Below are 16027 nucleotides of genomic sequence, written 5' to 3'. Positions count from 1 at the left end.
GGTGCGCTTACTTCGCGTTGCGGCTCGCAGCGGGCGCCGCGGTCGACGGATCACTGACCGGCACCATGCGCGGGTTCGTGTCGTTCGAGCCTTTCGCGCCGTCTTCCGGTTCGAGCACGAAGCGGAACGTGTCGACCCGCTGCATCACCTTCGCCGCATACGCATTCGACCCGCCATAATTCCTCAGCCCGGCCTGCACGTTGCCGCCGGCCGCCTTCACATAGCCCGACAGGATTTTGGAGCCGGCTTCGACGTTCGCATTCGGCTCGGTCAGGTCCTTCACGTCGCGCAGCATGCCGCGGTGTGCGGCAGGCACGACCTGCATCAGCCCGGTCGCGCCATGCTGGCCGCGCGCTTTTTCCTGAAAGCGCGATTCGATCGAGATGATGGCGTAAACGAGTGCCGGAGGCAGCGAATATTTCGTCGCAGTGACGTTCACGATATTGGCGAGCTTCGCGGCGCGCTCTTTCGCGACGCCGAATTTCTTCGTCAGGTAGGAGGTGATGCGGCGGTTTGCTTCGTTCGGCTGATCGTTCGCGAGCGGGGCGGAGGCCTCGGCCGGCGCGGATGCGGCCGCTTCGGGCGCGGAGGCAGGCAGCGTGGGCGCCTGCTGCGCGGAGGCCTGTTGCGCAATGCCGAGCGAAAGCACGATCAGCCAGAGAAACCGTCGTCGCATGGTGGAGTGCGGGGAAATGAGAGGCGCATAGTATATCGGCCAATCGCCATGCGCGTTCGAGCGCAGGCTCGAATGAAAGCACGATGTAGGCTTGTATCGATGCGCGCGGTGCGCAGGCGGGATCGTTGCACGAACACGCATCGGAGTCCGGATGAAGCGCGTCCGGCTCTTTTTCGCGCTCCCTTTTTCGCCCGCGACGCAGCGACTGCGGGTGCGCAATCCGCCTGCCGCGTGCTACGCCCGCCGCGCGCCCGCCACTCGCGCGATCGCCCCGATCGCATCGCTGACCAGCACCGCGAGCAGCCCGACGATCACGCCGCCCTGCAGCACGAACGCGGTGTTCGACGTCTGCAGGCCCGCGATGATCACGTCGCCGAGCCCGCGCGCGGCAACCGTCGAGCCGATCGTCGCGGTGCCGAGATTGATCACGACCGCGAGCCGGATGCCGTTCACGATCACCGGAAACGCAAGCGGCAGCTCGACCGACACCAGCTGCTGCCAGCCGCTCATCCCCATCCCGCGCGCGGCGTCGACGACGTCGCGCGGCACGTCCTCGAGCCCCGCGATCGTGCTCTCGAAAACCGGCAGGAGCCCGTACAGCACGAGCGCGATCAGCACCGGTTTCAAACCGAAGCCGACGGCCGGTACCGCGAGCGCGAGCACCGCGACGGGCGGAAAGGTCTGGCCGATGTCGACGACGCTGCGCGCGACCGGCAGGAAATCCGCGCCGGCCGGCCGCGTGACCGCGATCCCGGCCGCGACCGCGATCAGCGTGCCGAGCAGGCTCGACAGCGCGACGGTGCCGAGATGCGCGAGCGTGAGATCGAGCAGGCTCGCGCGGTCGTAGATGACCGGCGCGCCGTTGTCCGCGAACGGCGCGAACACGCCCTGCAGCCACGCGGGGCGCAACAGCAGCACGAGCAGCAGCGCGAGCGCGGCCGCGCGCGCGACATGCGCGGGCAGCCGCCGCGGCCGGGACGAGTGCGAACGCGCGGGCCGCGTCGTCATGCGGGCTTCCTCGCGTGCGCGCGGATCGCGTCGAGCGTGATGCGGCGCACGGCGGGCCCGTTGCCGCCTTCGACCGGCAATGCGTCCGCTCCGCGCCACAATAGCTCGGACACCGCGTCGCGCAGCGTGCGTGTCGCGGCGATCGGTTCGCCGTCGGCGTGACCGGGCTCGGCCACCGCGTCGATCGGCGTTAGCGCGAGCAGGCGCAGCGGCCGGTCGACGCCGGCGACGAGCTGCTCGACGACACCCGCCGCCGGCTTGCCGAGAATCTCGGCCGGCGACGCGACCTGCAGCAGCCGTCCGCCGTCCATCACCGCGATCGTGTCGCCGAGCTTCAGCGCTTCCTCGATATCGTGCGTGACGATCACGACCGTGATGCCGAGGCGGCGCTGCAATGCGTACAGATCGTCCTGCGCCTTGTTGCGGATGATCGGATCGAGGGCGCCGAACGGCTCGTCCATCAGCAGCATCGCGGGCTCGGCCGCGAGCGCGCGCGCGACGCCGACGCGCTGCTGCTGGCCGCCCGACAGTTCGTGCGGCAGCTTGTCCGCGAATTCGGACGGCGCGAGATGAAACAGGTCGAGCAGTTCGCGCACGCGCGCGTCGATGCGCTCGGCCGGCCAGCCGAGCAGCCGCGGCACGGTCGCGATATTGCGTGCCACGCTCCAGTGCGGGAACAGGCCGTGCCCCTGGATCACGTAGCCGATGCGCCGCCGCAGCTGCTCGGGCGGCACGCTCGCGGTGTCGACGCCGTCGATGCGGATCGTGCCGCCGGTCGGCGCGATCAGCCGGTTGATCATCCGCAGCAGCGTCGACTTGCCGCTGCCCGATGCGCCGACGAGCGCGGTGATCGTGCCTTGCTTCATCGTCATCGATACGTCGTCGACGGCGACGACGTCGCCGAAGCGTTTGCCGATGCGTTCGATCTCGATCATGCGGTACGTCCCTTCGCGAGCGTGGTCGCGGCTTCGAACACGACGGCGGCCGCCAGCGCGAGCCCGATCGTCGGGATCGCGCCGAGCAGCACGAGATCGGCTGCCGATTGCCCGATTCCCTGGAAGATGAAGATGCCGAACCCGCCGCCGCCGATCAGCGCGGCGACCGCGGTCAGGCCGATGTTCTGCACCAGCACGATGCGCACGCCGCTCAGGATCACCGGCAACGCGAGCACGAGATCGACGCGCAGCAGCCGCTGCGCGCGCGTCATGCCCATCGCGCGTGCTGCTTCGGTCACGTGCGGCGGCACCTGCTCGAGCCCGACCACGACGCTCGACGCGATCGGCAGCAGCGAGTAGAGAAACAGCGCGAGCACGGCCGGCGCGACGCCGATCCCGCGGATGCCGAGCGCGGCCGCGAGCGGCACGTGCGCGGCGAGCAGGCCGAGCGGCGCCATCATCAGCCCGTACATCGCGATGCTCGGAATCGTCTGCACGATATTGAGCACCGGCATCACGACGGTGCGCACCGGCGCGACCCGCGCGCATGCGATGCCGAGCGGCAGGCCCGCGACGAGCGCGGCCGCGACCGAGCCGCCCGCGAGCGCGACGTGCCGGATCGCCTCGCGCCAGAAGTCGTCGCTGCGCACCGCGTATTCGCGCATCACGGACAGGCCGTCCCACCAGCCGATCGCGAGCGGCAGCGAAATCGCTGCCACGGCGACGGCGAGCGCGACGAGGCGCCGCCACGGGCCGAAGGCGAGCCGCGCGAGCGCGTCGGCGACGAGCACGGCCCACGCGAACAGCAGCAGCCACACGCCCGCCGCGGGCGATACGCGTGCGAGCGCGTCGTCGGCGGCGACGGCGTGCGTCGCGGCCGCACCGACCGCGTAGGCCAGCGTCGCGAGCCACGTGCAGCCGGCCGCGAGCCGCCAGGCGGGACGGCTCGCCGTCATCGCCCACAACGCGCCGGCGAGCCACAGCGCGGCGAGCGCGGCACCCTGCACGGCGGGCAGCGCGGCGAATACCGGCAGCCCCGTGCCGGCCGCGATGCGGTTCGGCCGCAGCACCATGAACGGCATGCCGAACACCGCCACGATCGTCAGGACACCGATCAGGATACCGACCTTGTCGAGCGTGATGCGCCGCGCGGACGCCACCGCGCGATCCGTCACTTAACGAAGCCTTTCGACTTCAGGTAGCTTTTGGCCACGCCGGCCGCCGGTTCGCCGTTGATCTGGATGCGCGCGTTCAGCGTCTGCAGCGTCTTCAGGTCGAGGCTCGCGAACACGGGTTTCAGGAAGTCGGCGATTTGCGGATGCGCGCTCAGCACGGCTTCGCGAATCACCGGCGTCGGCGCATAGACGGGCTGCACGTGCTTGTCGTCGTCGAGCACGACGAGGCCGCTCGACGAGATGCCGCCGTCGGTGCCGTACACCATCGCCGCGTTCACGCCGTCGGTCTGGTTCGCGGCGGCCTTGATCGTCGCGGCCGTGTCGCCGCCCGACAGCACGACGAGCTGATCGGGTTTCAGCTTGAAGCCGTATGCCTTTTCGAACGACGGCAGCGCGGATGCGCTGTTCACGAACTCGGCCGATGCCGCGAGCTTCAGCTTGCCGCCGCCCGCGATCCACTTGCCGAAGTCGGAGAAGGTCTTCAGGTGCTGCGCTTGCGCGACCGGCGCGAGCACGGCGACGCCCCACGTGTTGTTCGCGGGCGCCGGCGTCAGCCAGACGAGATGGTTCGCCGCGTAGTCGAGCTTCTTCGCGGTGTCGTAGCCCTGGCTCGCGTTCTTCCACAGGGGATCGTCGGCCTTGTTGAAGAAGAACGCCGCGTTGCCCGTGTATTCGGGGTAGATGTCGATCTCGCCGCTCGTGAGCGCTTTGCGCACGATCGGGGTCGTGCCGAGCGCGATCTTTTCGGTGACGGGGATGCCGTGGGCCTTCAGCACCTGTGCGATGACGTTGCCGAGCAGGTTGCCTTCGGTGTCGATTTTCGATGACACCACGACGGGCGTGTCGGCGTGCGCGCCGGGTGCGACGACTGCGGCGGCGAACGCGAGGCCCAGGATGCGGGCGGGCAGGGCGAGCTTCATCGGGGCCTTTCTCCAGAACGGGGACGTACGCCGAAAGTTACTTGACTGAGTCGGCTTTGGCAAACCGCGTGCGGCGGCACGTCCACAGCACGCGTGGGGGTAACCCGCATGCGTCGCACGCCGTTGTTACACTGGAGCGCATTCCCGCCTGCGGACACTTGCCGACATGAAACCCGAGCTACTGGTCCTTATCGCGCTGCGCGACGACGCGCACCGCCAGATCGCCGCGTCGTACGACGTCCGCCATGCACCGACCGCCGAGGAACGCGAGCGCGCGATCGCGGAACACGGCCGCACGATTCGCGCGGTGTTGACCAACGGCAGCACGGGCCTGACAGCCGCCGAAATCGATCGTCTGCCGCAGCTCACGTTCGTCAGCGCGCTCGGCGCCGGCTACGAGCACATCGACGTCGCGCATGCGAAGGCGCGCGGCATCACCGTGGTGACGGGCGCGGGCACCAACGACGATTGCGTTGCCGATCATGCGTTCGCGCTGCTGCTGGCGGCGGTGCGCAACGTCGTGCAACTCGATGCGAAGACCCGCGCGGGCGTATGGCGCGACGCGCTGCCGATGCCGCCGAACGTGTCGGGCAAGAAGCTCGGTATCCTCGGGCTCGGCAAGATCGGCGAGAAGTGCGCGCGGCGCGCGGCCGGCTTCGACATCGAGATCGGTTATCACAACCGTTCCGGGAAGGATGTTCCGTATCGCTATTTCGAGCGCGTCGAGGCGCTCGCGCAATGGGCCGATTTCCTGATCGTCGCGACGCCGGGCGGCGCGGGCACGCGTCACCTGATCGACCGCGCGGTGCTCGATGCGCTCGGCCCCGGCGGGTTTCTCGTCAACGTGTCGCGCGGCAGCGTTGTCGATACCGCCGCTTTGGCGGATGCGCTGCGCGAACGGCGCATCGCGGGCGCGGGGCTCGACGTCTACGAAGGCGAGCCGGAGCCGCCGCGCGCGCTGACGGCGCTCGACAATATCGTGCTGACGCCGCACATGGGCGGCTGGTCGCCGGAGGCGCTCGATCGCTCGGTCCAGCAGTTTCTCGACAATGCGGCGCGGCATTTCGCCGGGGAGCCGGTGCTGACGCCGCTGTGAGTGTGGTCCGTGCGGAGCGCGGGCATGTATCCGCAACCCGCACGCGAAAATCGGAAAAATTCGCATCAAGGCCGGCCATTCGGCGCCGGAACATCGATTCCGCTGCAATGACATCGCATTCCATGCCGTCCGGCTGCTGCCGGACGTGTGCCGTTCATGGGGACGATCGATGACTATCGCTGCCGTACCTTCGTGCCGAGCCGCGGCGGGATCAGCCGCAACCCCCGCGAACATGCCGGCGACGATCAGCGCGTCGACCGTGCGAACGTGTTGCCGGATGTCGTGCGCAGGCGTCTTGCGGCGGGCTGAGCCGCGTTGCCGATGAAGAACGGCGCCACGCAACGATGCAGCATCGCCGCGTGGCGCCCAGGGTACGTTTCGTCTGGATTCGGGCGCGTGCGATCGTTCGCGATCGCACGCGCATCCTTCGGACCGCCGCGCCCGTTTTGCGCGCGCCGGATCAGGACGACACCAGCGGCACCGTCACCGACGTCCCTGCCGGGTCGAGCGCGAGCCCCGTGCCCGGTGCCGGCCGCAGCGTCGCCTCGTTGTCGCTCGACAGCACGACGAGGCCGAGCTTGTGACCCGCTTCGAGCGTGTAGTCGCGCGGCATGAACGTCAGTTTCAGGTCATACGGCATGCCCGGCAGCACCGGCGCCGAGATCCAGTCCGACACGCGGTTGCGCGGATCGGTCCATGCCCGCGAGACGATCGTCGCCGTGCCGTCCGGCGCGCGGTCGACCAGCAGCGCCGTCACGTTCGCGACGCCGGTGAAGGTCAGTCGCACGCGGGCGGTCGCGGAGCCGGACAGGCGCGTCGCGGTCGTGAACGGAGTCGTCTCGAAGCGGCTGCGATGCTCGCCGGTCGGCGCGTTCGCCAGCGTGAGCGCGGGAATCGACGCATCGTCGGTGAAGCGCGCGAGCGGGCCGCCGCTCGGCAGCCGCGACAGCGTGCCGGTGCCCGTGCCGTCGCCGCCCGCGAAATACACGACCGGCGTGGCGCGCCGCGCGGCCCAGTCGGTTTCCTTCAGCAGCGTGCCGTCGGCCTGCGCGACCACCGCGCGCGGATCGCGTTCGACGCCGTTGTCGACGCCGATCAGGTAGCGCGTGAACCAGCGGTTCACCTCGGCGGTCCACGCATCGGCCATCGCCGGCACGCGGGTCGGGTCGGTGTGTTTCAGGCGATGCAGCCACAGCTGCGTCGGCACGCCCTGACGCCGCATCGCGAGATACCACGATGTCGACTGGTCGACGCGCACGTTGTCGTCGGTCAACCCTTGCGCGACGAGTGCCGGCGCGACGGCGTGCTCGGTCGGGATGTCGCGCGCGGCCCAGAACGGCGAATAGTCGCCCGTCTTGCGGTCTTCCTGCTGCAGCGCTTCGTCGACCAGGTGCGTGCAGCGCTCCGGATGCGCATTCGTCAGCAGCGCCTTGATGTAGACGTCGACGTCCTCGCCCTGATAGCCCTCCGGCGCGCGCACGAGGCCGCCCGAGCGATAGTAGCCGTACATGTTCGACAATCCGGCGATCGGCACGATCGCATCGAGCCCGCGCGTGCGCAGGCTCGCGACCATCTTCGGCAGCGTGCCGTCGTACGACACGCCGTACATGCCGACGTGGCCCGTGGACCAGCTCGCGACGACTGCCTTGCCGCTCGCATCCTTCGCGGTCGCATCGCGGCCGAGCCAGCGGATCACCGACGCCATCGCGACGGATTCGTCGCGCGTGAGGATCGTCGGGCAGCCGTCGGAGCCGGCGGTGCCTAGCGAATCCGCATAGACGATCGTGAAGCCGCGCGGAATGAAGTAGCCCTCGATCCACGAACGGCCGGCCGCGGCCGCTTCGAGCTGCTGCAGCATGCGCACTTGCGGCGCGGCGGCCATGATCCGCGTGGACGCGCCGCCGGGGGCGGCGGCCGTCGCAACGAGATGCGGCGAGCCGTCGAGTTCGACGTCGACGTCGTGGTTCGGGCTGTCGGCAAGGCCCGCGTAGTACGGGCTCGCGAGCACGATGACCGGCGTGCGCGCGCCGTTGGCGGTTTCGGACGGACGCACGACGCGCACGTGAATGCGGTCACGCGTACCGTCGCCGTCGGAGTCGACCGGCGTGTCGATCCACGCGTTTTCCTCGATCGTGCCGCCCGACAGCGACGGCTGTACCTGGCCGTTGCTGATCACCGGTTTGTAGCGTCCGCCGCTCGCCGGGTTCGCGTACGGGACGCCGGACGGCGACACGCGCGCCGCGAGCGATTGAGCGCCGGACGCCGCCGATGCAGCGGCCTCGTCCTGTTGATTTTGCGCGAGCGCGGAGACGCCCGCCACGCTGCCGCCGTCGTCACCGCCGCACGCGGCGAGCGTCGCGGCCGCAACGAGCGCGGGTAGCCATGCGCTGCGCGATCCTCTGATATGAAATTGCATTGCCGACCTCGTTCTTTTGATTGTGTGGATACGACCGTTCCGCGATACGCCCCCTGCGGGCCGGGCCGATTACTGCATGCGACGAAGAGGAAACTGCACCATCGGGACAACGCCGGGCGCGATCCCGGCCGGAAAGCGGCGGCAGTGCATTGCAGTCATGCAGGACTGCGAATCAAATGCGTGCGTGCCACGCGTCCTTCCAGATGAAACGGAACGACATCATTCGATGAGACGGGGATGTTGCGAGCTGCGGTGCTGCGCTGCGAAAAAACACGACGCGACGCGCGTGCGGCGACGGAATGAAACGGATCGGCGGTTTCGGCCGCGCCGCGCATCGTGATGGCTCGCCGGTTCGCGTTTGCTTTCCGGAAGCTTGCGCAAAAGTTATCTCAGGGAAAACGGTGTGTCAAACTTTTTTAACCGTAGGTAAAAAAGTTTCGAAGCGCATGCCGATGCGGCGCGCGTAGTGCGATGACCTCGCGCATGTGCGGCGACGCGCTTGCCGTTGCTTCGCGCCCTGTCGCCCCAAGCAAAACGGGCGATGACGAATCGTATTCGCCACCGCCCGCTCGCCGGATGCTCTCGGTCTTCCTTCCATTCATGAACGCTCGCGCACGCCGTCACCCGTCGTCGGCCTTCGCCTGCAGATCCTTCAACCCTTGAATCACGACCAGCAGCGCGCGCCCGTGCTCGTCGGAGCCGTCCCACGCGTCGACGATCGCGTCGCGCAGCAGGTCGTTGTAGCGGCGGCGCGCCGGGCCGGTATCGACGCCGTAGAAACTGCATAGCTTGTTGAATGGCGCGCTGCGCCGCAGCCGATGCCCGTTCGACAGCCGCAGCCGCGACACGGTCGGCTGGCTGACCCCGGAAAGTCGCGCGATTTCGCTGGACGAGCGCGTGTCCGCCATCAGACGGCGTAACAGGTCTTGTACAGGAAAATCGTGATCCGGGGCTTCCATGCGGTGCATTATACCTATACAGTTACGGTTGTTGAATGGGCTTGCTGTCACCAGCGAGGCTGTATCCCGAGAAAGTTGATGACACTGAAACACCTCCCTCCCACGTTCTGCTGGACGAAGATCGGTACCGAGTCCGGCGAGGAACTGCCGACCGTCGTGCTCCGCAAGGAATGGGAGCGCCGGCTCGGAGGCGGGCGTTTTCTGTGGGGCATCAACCAGCCGCTCGGCAGCAGCGCGCAAGTCGCCGCGCATCGCACGGGCTCGCTGCTCGCGCTGTTCTCGCCGGTTGCATCGCGCACGCGGCCCGGCGAGCGCAAGCGCGAGGACGCGCTGCTGTGGAATGCCTGGGTCGACGCCAGCGGCCAGGTGCGGCCGCTGCCGCCGCACACGTTCATTGCAAGCCGCGCGACGCTGCCGTCGGGCCGGCGTCGCGAACAGCACTACGCGCTCGTCTGCGCATCGTCCACCGCGCTGACGGTCGGCACGCAACTGCGCGTGTGCCCCGATCACCTGCGCAGCGTGAGCACGGGCAAGCCGCTCGGCGTCGCGCAGGGCGCGGCCGTGGTCGACTGCATCGGGCGCGCGAAGGAACAAACCGGCAAGAGCTATCCGCTTGCGCTGTCGGTCGAACTCGAGGCACCGTATTTCGTGCGGCTCGCACAGCCGTGCGTGCTGAAGGCGCGCGATCTCGCCGAAGTGAACAAGGCGACGCGCGCCGGCGATTTCGACCGCTTCGTCGAACTGGTCGCGCGCCTGCGCGGCCGTTCGCCGACGGATGCCGTGCGCGGCGTCACGCGCGACCTGTTCGACGTGCCGCCGATCGAAACGGCGGCTGCCTACGTCGCGCCCACGCATGTCGCGCGGCTGCGCAGCCGGCCCGCGGCCGAGCATCCGGGCGAGCTCACCGGCGATCTGTTCGATCTGTCGCCCGGCGAAGCGGCCGCGTTCGGTGGTCTCGCGCATCCGCGCATCGGGCGCGCATGACGTTCGCGCCGCCGGTGCGCGGCGCGTGACGCAAGGCAGGGCAGGGCAGATGAATGCGCGTGCAACGACGCGCGTCGACGCACATGCGTGTGGCAGCCATCTCGGGGCGCGCAAGAATTTGTTGCAATCTCGCCGTAGCGGATCGGCGGGTGCGGAGCGACAATCGCCACGAAGCGTGCCGCGCGGTGGCCGTGCATCGACAGGCTGCTTGCCGTCGTTCACGCCGCCGACATGCGCACCACGCACACTGGGCGTCGGCTTGCTTCACACAGCAACCCTGAGGGAGAAGTGTCGATGTCGACCCACACCTGTTCGCGGGAAGCCCGGGCCGCGCAACGCTTCGTCGAGGCGACGCGCAACGTCGACCAGGCGTTTCGCGCCGTGCGCGGCGAAAGCGACGACGACATCTCGTCGGCCGACTATGCACTTGCGATGTCGCGCCTCGATCGCGCGCTCGACGAACTGGCGCGTGCGCAGGAATTCTTCGATCGCGTGGTGGGCGCCGACGCCGCGCACGGCAACTGAACAACTGAACTGAATTCGCGGCTTCTGCTTTCGCTTCGGCCGCGGTCGTCTTCCGTTTTTCGCTCTGATCGTTTCGCCGCGTCATTCGACGTTCGGCGGAGTGCCGACCTACCAGCTTGCCGGAAGACAACGTCCGGCATGTCAGTCTCTCATCCTCCGCCAACCGGCCATTGCATTACACCCGTCGCATCATGCAGTCGGGCGGCGCGCACCCGGTTTCAGCAGACGAACATCAAACCTTCCGCCCTTCGACCGGATAGCCGGGATCCGTGTACCCGTGTGTCGACGCATGTCCGGGCGGCACCAGCGAATCGACGAAGCGTTCGTCGTCGGGACCGAGTTCGATCGTCAACGCATCGATGTAGCTGTCCCAGTGCGCTTCGGTGCGCGGCCCGGCGATCGTCGAGCTGACGATCCGGTTCTTCATCACCCATGCGAGCGCGAACGCGACCGACGTCGTGCCGCGCGCGGCCGCGTGCTCGGCCACCTGCCGAGCGATGTGCAGCGACTCGGGCCGCCATTCCGTCTGCTGGATTCGCCGGTCGCCACGGCCCGCGCGCGAATCGGCGGGCGGCTGCGCGCCGGGCGCGTATTTGCCGGTCAGCACGCCGCGCGCGAGCGGGCTGTACGGCACGACGCCGATGCCGTAATGCGCGGCCGCCGGCAACTGTTCGACCTCGGCCGTGCGATCGACGAGGTTGTACAGCGGTTCGCTCGCCACCGGGCGATCGATGCCGAGCTGGTCGGCGAGGCGCACGATCTCGGCGATGCGCCAGCCCTTGAAGTTCGACAGCCCGACGTAGCGCACCTTGCCTTGCCGGATCAGGTCTGCCACCGCGCGCATCCCTTCTTCGAGCGGCGCATCGGTCAGCGTGCGGTGGAAATAGAGGATGTCGATGTAATCGGTGCCGAGCCGTTTCAGGCTCGCGTCGACCGATTCGTAGATCCATTTGCGCGACTGGCCCTGACGGTTCGGCCCCGCGTCCGGGCCGGCCGGAAAGCCGAACTTCGTCGCGACGACCCAGCTGTCGCGTTGCCGCGCGATCGCACGGCCGACGATTTGTTCCGAGCGTCCGGCGTGATAGACGTCGGCCGTGTCGATGAAGTTGATGCCCTGGTCGAACGCCTTGTCGATGATGCGCGTCGACGTCGCTTCGTCGGTCTCGCCGCCGAACATCATCGCGCCGAGACACAGCGGCGACACTTTCAGCGCGCTGCGCCCGAGATAGCGGTAATCCATGGTGAGGCTCCATGCGGGCGAGCGCCCGCGTCGATTGAAGTCGGTTGAATGAGCGTGCGGTCCGGATGCGGCGCTCACACGCCTGCTTCGTCGAACACGCGCTGCGCGATCGGTAGCGCCGAACTGGCGGTCGGCCAGCCCGAATAGAACGCGAGATGCGTGATCGCCTCGATCAGCTCGTCGCGCGTGATGCCGTTGTCGAGCGCCTTCTTCAGGTGGAACGGCAGTTCGTTCACGCGATACAGCGCGACGAGGCTCGCGACCGTGATCAGGCTGCGATCGCGCGGCGACAGGCCGGGGCGCTGCCACACGTCGCCGAACAGCACGTTGTCGGTGTAGTCGGCGAGGGCCGGCGCGATTGCGCCGAAGGCCTGGCGCGCGGCGGAAGTCGGTTCGGACATCGAGGGCTCCGGAGGACGTGGAAGACATCGACGATGGTAGCCACCCGCGCGCTTATCGATAATCCCCACGAATGCGCATGCACTTATCGAACCGGTTCATGAATGGCCGGGATGGCGCAGCGCGTCGACGATCAGGGCGAAGGCGCGCGACGATTGCCGCCGGCTCGCGTAGTACAGGTGGTGGCCGGGAAAGGTGGGACACCAGTCGTCGAGCACGCTGACGAGCCTGCCGGCACCGACGTGCGGCACGGCGAGTTCGGCCGGCACGTACGCAAGGCCGTAGCCCGCGAGCGCCGCGTCGAGCATTTCATAGGTGCCGTTGAACGTGACCTGGCCGTCGACGCGCACCTGCAGCATGTCGTCGCCGCGCGCGAGTTCCCACGCGTACAGCGCGCCGTGCGTCGGCAGCCGCAGGTTGATGCAGTCGTGCGCGACGAGATCCTGCGGCGTCGCGGGGTGCTCGCGTTGCGCGAAATACGCGGGCGCGCCGACGATCGCCATTTTCAGGTCGGGCGAGATGCGCACCGCGATCATGTCCTTCGCGACCTGGTCTCCCAGCCGCACGCCGATGTCGAAGCGTTCTGCGACGATGTCGGCCAGCCCGTAGTCGGTTACGAACTCGACCTTGAGGTCGCGGTAGTCGCGCAGGATCGGCGACAGCTTCGGCCACAGCAGCGTGCGGATCACGTAGTCGGTCGCGTTGATGCGCACGGTGCCGGCCGGTTTGTCGCGCAGTTCCGCGAGCGCCGACAGTTCGGCCTCGATTTCGTCGAAGCGCGGCGCGAGGTTGAGCAGCAGGCGCTCGCCGGCTTCGGTCGGCGCCACGCTGCGCGTCGTGCGCGTGAGCAGCCGCACACCGAGACGCGTCTCGAGCGAGCGGATCGTATGGCTGAGTGCGGATTGCGACACGCCGAGCCGGGCGGCCGCGCGCGTGAAGCTGCGCTCGCGCGCGACGGCGATGAAGGCGAGCAGGTCCGCGAAGTTGTCGCGCGGCATGGAAGAAGTCGGGTGGTCGATGCCTGCGCATCCTACCATCGGGTCCGTCGCGTGCTGCGACGACCCGCGGGCGCGGCAGCGCTGCCCGCGTCACGCCGGCTGCACGGCGCGCGACGCGGGGGGGCGGATCCTACGCGTAGCCGCCGTGCTGGAACGACGTCGCGAAGAACTGCATCTGGTAGCGGATCGCATGCGCCCAGTAGTCCCACGTGTGACCGCCCGGACGCTCCGCATAGTCGTGCGGCACGCCGAGTGCGACGAGTCGTTGATGCAGCGTGCGATTCGAGCTGACCAACGAGTCGTCGCGGCCGCAGTCGATCGTCAGGTCGAGATGCGCACGGACGAACGCGCGCGCGCTTTCGACGATCGCGCTGCGGTTCCAGAACGACGGATGGCGGACGGGATCGCCGAACACGTGGTCGATGCCGGGCTCGTCCTCGCAGCAGCGCGGATCGACCGCGCCGCTGATGCTGCCGACCGCGCCGAACGTGTCGGGCCGGTCGAGCGCGATGCGCAGCGCGCCGAAGCCGCCCATGCTGAGCCCGGTGATCGCGCGTGCGCCCTTGGTCGCGATGGTTCTGAAGTGCATGTCGACATACGACACGACTTCGTCGCCGACGAAGGTTTCGTAGCGGCTGCCCGAGTCGAACGGGCTGTCGATGTACCAGCTTTCGTGTCCGCCGTCGGGCATCACCAGGATCACGTGATGGCGATCGGCCAGCGCGGCGATCCGCGTGTTCGCGGTCCAGTCGGTGTGGTCGCCGCCGGAGCCGTGCAGCAGGTAGACGACCGGAAAGCGCTCGACGGCGCGTTCAGGCCCGTGGCGCAGGCGCGCATAGTCGTCCGGCAGCACGACGGTCGCCTTCAGCGTCTCGTTCATCGCCGCGCTCGGGATCGCGACGACCCGCGTCTGAAAGGCGAGGGCCGGGCCCGCGACGGCGAGCAGCAGCAGTAGCCAGAACGTGCGTATCAGGTTCATGGAGCCTCGCATGTGTCGTTTCCGTTCGGCAGTCGGGCATCGGGAAAACCCTGTTTGGCGACTCTAGCAACCGTGCCTTTCAGCCAAATTTCGGCGAATCCTACGAGTTGTCAGGTGGCCGGCGCGCAGTCCGGCGGCCGCGCGCGTCAGCCGAGACAGCGCGCCAGCGCTTCCCGGAACGCGGCGGGCCGCTCGGCCGGTATCAGGTGCCCGCAGCCGGCGATCGTCTCGACGCCGGCGCAGCGCGCGAGCGCCCAGTCCGGCACGTGCCAGCCCGCGCGCGAGCGGTCGCCGGCGACGAGCCACACCGGATGGCGCTCGAAAACTTCGGCGAGCGCCTGCAGATAGCCGGGTTCGCCCGTCGTCGCGACGACCGAGCGTCCCATCGCGCGCAGCGTCGACGCCGGCTGATGCGCGAGCCAGCGGCGCGCGTCGTCGAGCTGGCGCGGCGACGGTTCGTCGATCGCGCCGCGCAGCCAGCCGGATGGATCGCTGCGCAGGCCGTCGAGCATCGCGTCGGCCTGCGCGGCCGACATGCGGCCGACCGACGCCGACCAGAATGCGTCGTCGAGCGTGAAGTTGCCTTCGACGTTGACGATCCGGCGCACGCGCGCCGGGTGGGCATGGGCGAACAGCATCGCGATCGCGCCGCCGACCGAGTGACCGACGAGATCGACCGGCTGCGCGCCGTCGTGCGTGTCGATGGCCTGCCGCAGATGCTCGACCTGTGCGGCGAGCGTGATCGCGTCGAACGGCGTGTCGCGATGGACGCCGTAGCCGAGCAGGTCGGGGGCGAGATGCGGGCCGGGCCATTCGGGCACGTCGAATGTGCCGATGAAACCGTGGACGAAGACGACGGGCGGGGTGGGCAGGCTCATTGGACGGTCGACGACGGAAGGGGCGGCAATTCGAGTTCGGCGAGCAGTTCGTCGAGTTCGAGCACGTGGGTGCGATCGTGGTCGAGCAGCTCGCGCACGAGTTCGTCGAGCGACATCCGGCGGATGCCGTCGCGCAACCCGCAGCGCGCCAGTTCCGACGGTTGCAGCGCGGCGGCCGTCGCGCACAGCGCGGCGCGGCCGGTGCGGAACGCGGCAAGCGCGTCGTCGAGCGGCTGCGCCAGGTAGTCGCGCTGCGCGGCGAGTGCCGTCCCGTCGACGGAGGCGATCACCGGCAGCTCGTGCGTGCGCACGACTTCGATGCGTTCGCCGAACACCGCGTCGAGGTCGCGCAGGTGGCATGCGTGCTCGACGAGCGAGAAGCCCGTGCCGGCCGGGCGGCGCGTGACGAGCATGGCGGGAAAGTGCGCGGCATACGCGGCGATCCGCGCAGGCATCGCGGCCAGTTCGGCGACGACGTCGGCGAACGGCAGCACCCGCGGAAATGCGCTGAATACCGCGCCGTAGCTGAACAGCGCGCCGCCGATCCGGCCGCGCGCCTGTACGACGTCATGCCCGTGGCGGCGCATCACGTCGGCGACCATCGCGCCGCAGAACTGCCGGGCCGTCGTATCGGCTTCGATTTCGGGGAATTTGTGCGCGATTTCGTGCTGGATCGCGCCGATCGCGGCGACGCCGACACGCGACAGCGCCGCGAATTCGACATAGCGCTCAGGCCGCGCGATCAGCGCTTCGAGTTGCGCGCCGAGCGGCGTCGCGCGAAAACGATCGAAACGGGAATGCATGATGGAAAGCGTTTGTCGGTCCAGTAACGTGTCAAA

17 protein-coding genes are annotated in these 16027 nt (G+C 68.8%); 4 read left to right on the top strand and 13 right to left on the bottom strand.

All coding sequences use genetic code 11. The features are described from left to right. Positions 1–7: 7 nt before the first annotated feature. The 5 genes from NQV17_RS27260 to NQV17_RS27240 form a co-directional block, all read right to left on the bottom strand. Positions 8–676, bottom strand: a complete 669-nt coding sequence (locus tag NQV17_RS27260; protein ID WP_257774675.1) for a lytic transglycosylase domain-containing protein — start codon at positions 674–676, stop codon at positions 8–10. 234 nt (positions 677–910) lie between these two features. After that, on the bottom strand, positions 911–1684 hold the full coding sequence (locus NQV17_RS27255) for an ABC transporter permease (protein ID WP_124891657.1): 774 nt from the start codon (positions 1682–1684) through the stop codon (positions 911–913). Beyond that, a complete protein-coding gene (locus NQV17_RS27250) occupies positions 1681–2619 on the bottom strand; it encodes an ABC transporter ATP-binding protein (RefSeq protein ID WP_257774647.1) in 939 nt (312 codons plus the stop codon). Before NQV17_RS27250 ends, NQV17_RS27255 begins: the two co-directional genes overlap by 4 nt. Continuing rightward, complete coding sequence (locus tag NQV17_RS27245) at positions 2616–3794, bottom strand: ABC transporter permease (protein WP_257774646.1); 1179 nt, start codon at positions 3792–3794, stop codon at positions 2616–2618. Before NQV17_RS27245 ends, NQV17_RS27250 begins: the two co-directional genes overlap by 4 nt. Continuing rightward, positions 3791–4714: an ABC transporter substrate-binding protein gene (locus tag NQV17_RS27240; RefSeq protein WP_257774645.1), complete on the bottom strand. Its 924-nt coding sequence runs from the start codon at positions 4712–4714 to the stop codon at positions 3791–3793. Before NQV17_RS27240 ends, NQV17_RS27245 begins: the two co-directional genes overlap by 4 nt. A gap of 166 nt (positions 4715–4880) precedes the next feature. Between NQV17_RS27240 and NQV17_RS27235 the strand changes: the two genes are divergently transcribed. Together NQV17_RS27235 and NQV17_RS27230 are read left to right on the top strand one after the other, a co-directional pair. Further along, positions 4881–5810 (top strand): 2-hydroxyacid dehydrogenase, encoded by a 930-nt coding sequence (locus NQV17_RS27235; protein WP_257774644.1) that lies wholly within the window; start codon positions 4881–4883, stop codon positions 5808–5810. A 156-nt stretch (positions 5811–5966) separates the two neighbouring features. Further along, positions 5967–6119, top strand: a complete 153-nt coding sequence (locus NQV17_RS27230) for a hypothetical protein (protein ID WP_257774679.1) — start codon at positions 5967–5969, stop codon at positions 6117–6119. 151 nt (positions 6120–6270) lie between these two features. Here the strand turns inward: NQV17_RS27230 and NQV17_RS27225 are convergent, their stop codons facing one another. Together NQV17_RS27225 and NQV17_RS27220 are read right to left on the bottom strand one after the other, a co-directional pair. After that, a complete protein-coding gene (locus NQV17_RS27225) occupies positions 6271–8226 on the bottom strand; it encodes a Xaa-Pro dipeptidyl-peptidase (protein WP_257774643.1) in 1956 nt (651 codons plus the stop codon). Positions 8227–8846: 620 nt separating this feature from the next. Then, positions 8847–9185: a helix-turn-helix transcriptional regulator gene (locus NQV17_RS27220; RefSeq protein ID WP_044844401.1), complete on the bottom strand. Its 339-nt coding sequence runs from the start codon at positions 9183–9185 to the stop codon at positions 8847–8849. Positions 9186–9263: 78 nt separating this feature from the next. Between NQV17_RS27220 and NQV17_RS27215 the strand changes: the two genes are divergently transcribed. Next, positions 9264–10169: a hypothetical protein gene (locus tag NQV17_RS27215; protein ID WP_124521439.1), complete on the top strand. Its 906-nt coding sequence runs from the start codon at positions 9264–9266 to the stop codon at positions 10167–10169. A 294-nt stretch (positions 10170–10463) separates the two neighbouring features. Further along, complete coding sequence (locus tag NQV17_RS27210; protein ID WP_124666872.1) at positions 10464–10694, top strand: hypothetical protein; 231 nt, start codon at positions 10464–10466, stop codon at positions 10692–10694. Positions 10695–10926: 232 nt separating this feature from the next. On the opposite strand, the gene NQV17_RS27205 is transcribed toward NQV17_RS27210, so the two are convergent. The 6 genes from NQV17_RS27205 to NQV17_RS27180 form a co-directional block, all read right to left on the bottom strand. Continuing rightward, positions 10927–11934 carry an aldo/keto reductase gene (locus NQV17_RS27205; protein WP_257774642.1) on the bottom strand — a complete coding sequence of 336 codons (1008 nt, stop codon included), beginning with the start codon at positions 11932–11934 and terminating at the stop codon, positions 10927–10929. 74 nt (positions 11935–12008) lie between these two features. Next, positions 12009–12335, bottom strand: coding sequence for a carboxymuconolactone decarboxylase family protein (locus tag NQV17_RS27200; protein WP_044844397.1), 327 nt, complete (start codon positions 12333–12335; stop codon positions 12009–12011). A 96-nt stretch (positions 12336–12431) separates the two neighbouring features. Continuing rightward, positions 12432–13331, bottom strand: a complete 900-nt coding sequence (locus NQV17_RS27195) for a LysR family transcriptional regulator (RefSeq protein ID WP_257774674.1) — start codon at positions 13329–13331, stop codon at positions 12432–12434. 130 nt (positions 13332–13461) lie between these two features. Next, positions 13462–14310: an alpha/beta hydrolase family protein gene (locus NQV17_RS27190; RefSeq protein WP_257774673.1), complete on the bottom strand. Its 849-nt coding sequence runs from the start codon at positions 14308–14310 to the stop codon at positions 13462–13464. Positions 14311–14456: 146 nt separating this feature from the next. Then, positions 14457–15188, bottom strand: coding sequence for an alpha/beta fold hydrolase (locus NQV17_RS27185; protein WP_257774641.1), 732 nt, complete (start codon positions 15186–15188; stop codon positions 14457–14459). Continuing rightward, positions 15185–15991: a DinB family protein gene (locus NQV17_RS27180; RefSeq protein WP_257774640.1), complete on the bottom strand. Its 807-nt coding sequence runs from the start codon at positions 15989–15991 to the stop codon at positions 15185–15187. The genes NQV17_RS27185 and NQV17_RS27180 overlap by 4 nt, the downstream gene beginning before the upstream one ends. Positions 15992–16027 lie beyond the last annotated feature (36 nt).

Origin of the sequence: Burkholderia sp. SCN-KJ, from assembly GCF_024656005.1 — a bacterium.
Classification (GTDB): Bacteria; Pseudomonadota; Gammaproteobacteria; order Burkholderiales; family Burkholderiaceae; genus Burkholderia.
The sequence above is the reverse complement of the archived record's forward strand: the minus strand, read 5'-3'. Positions and strand labels throughout refer to the sequence as shown.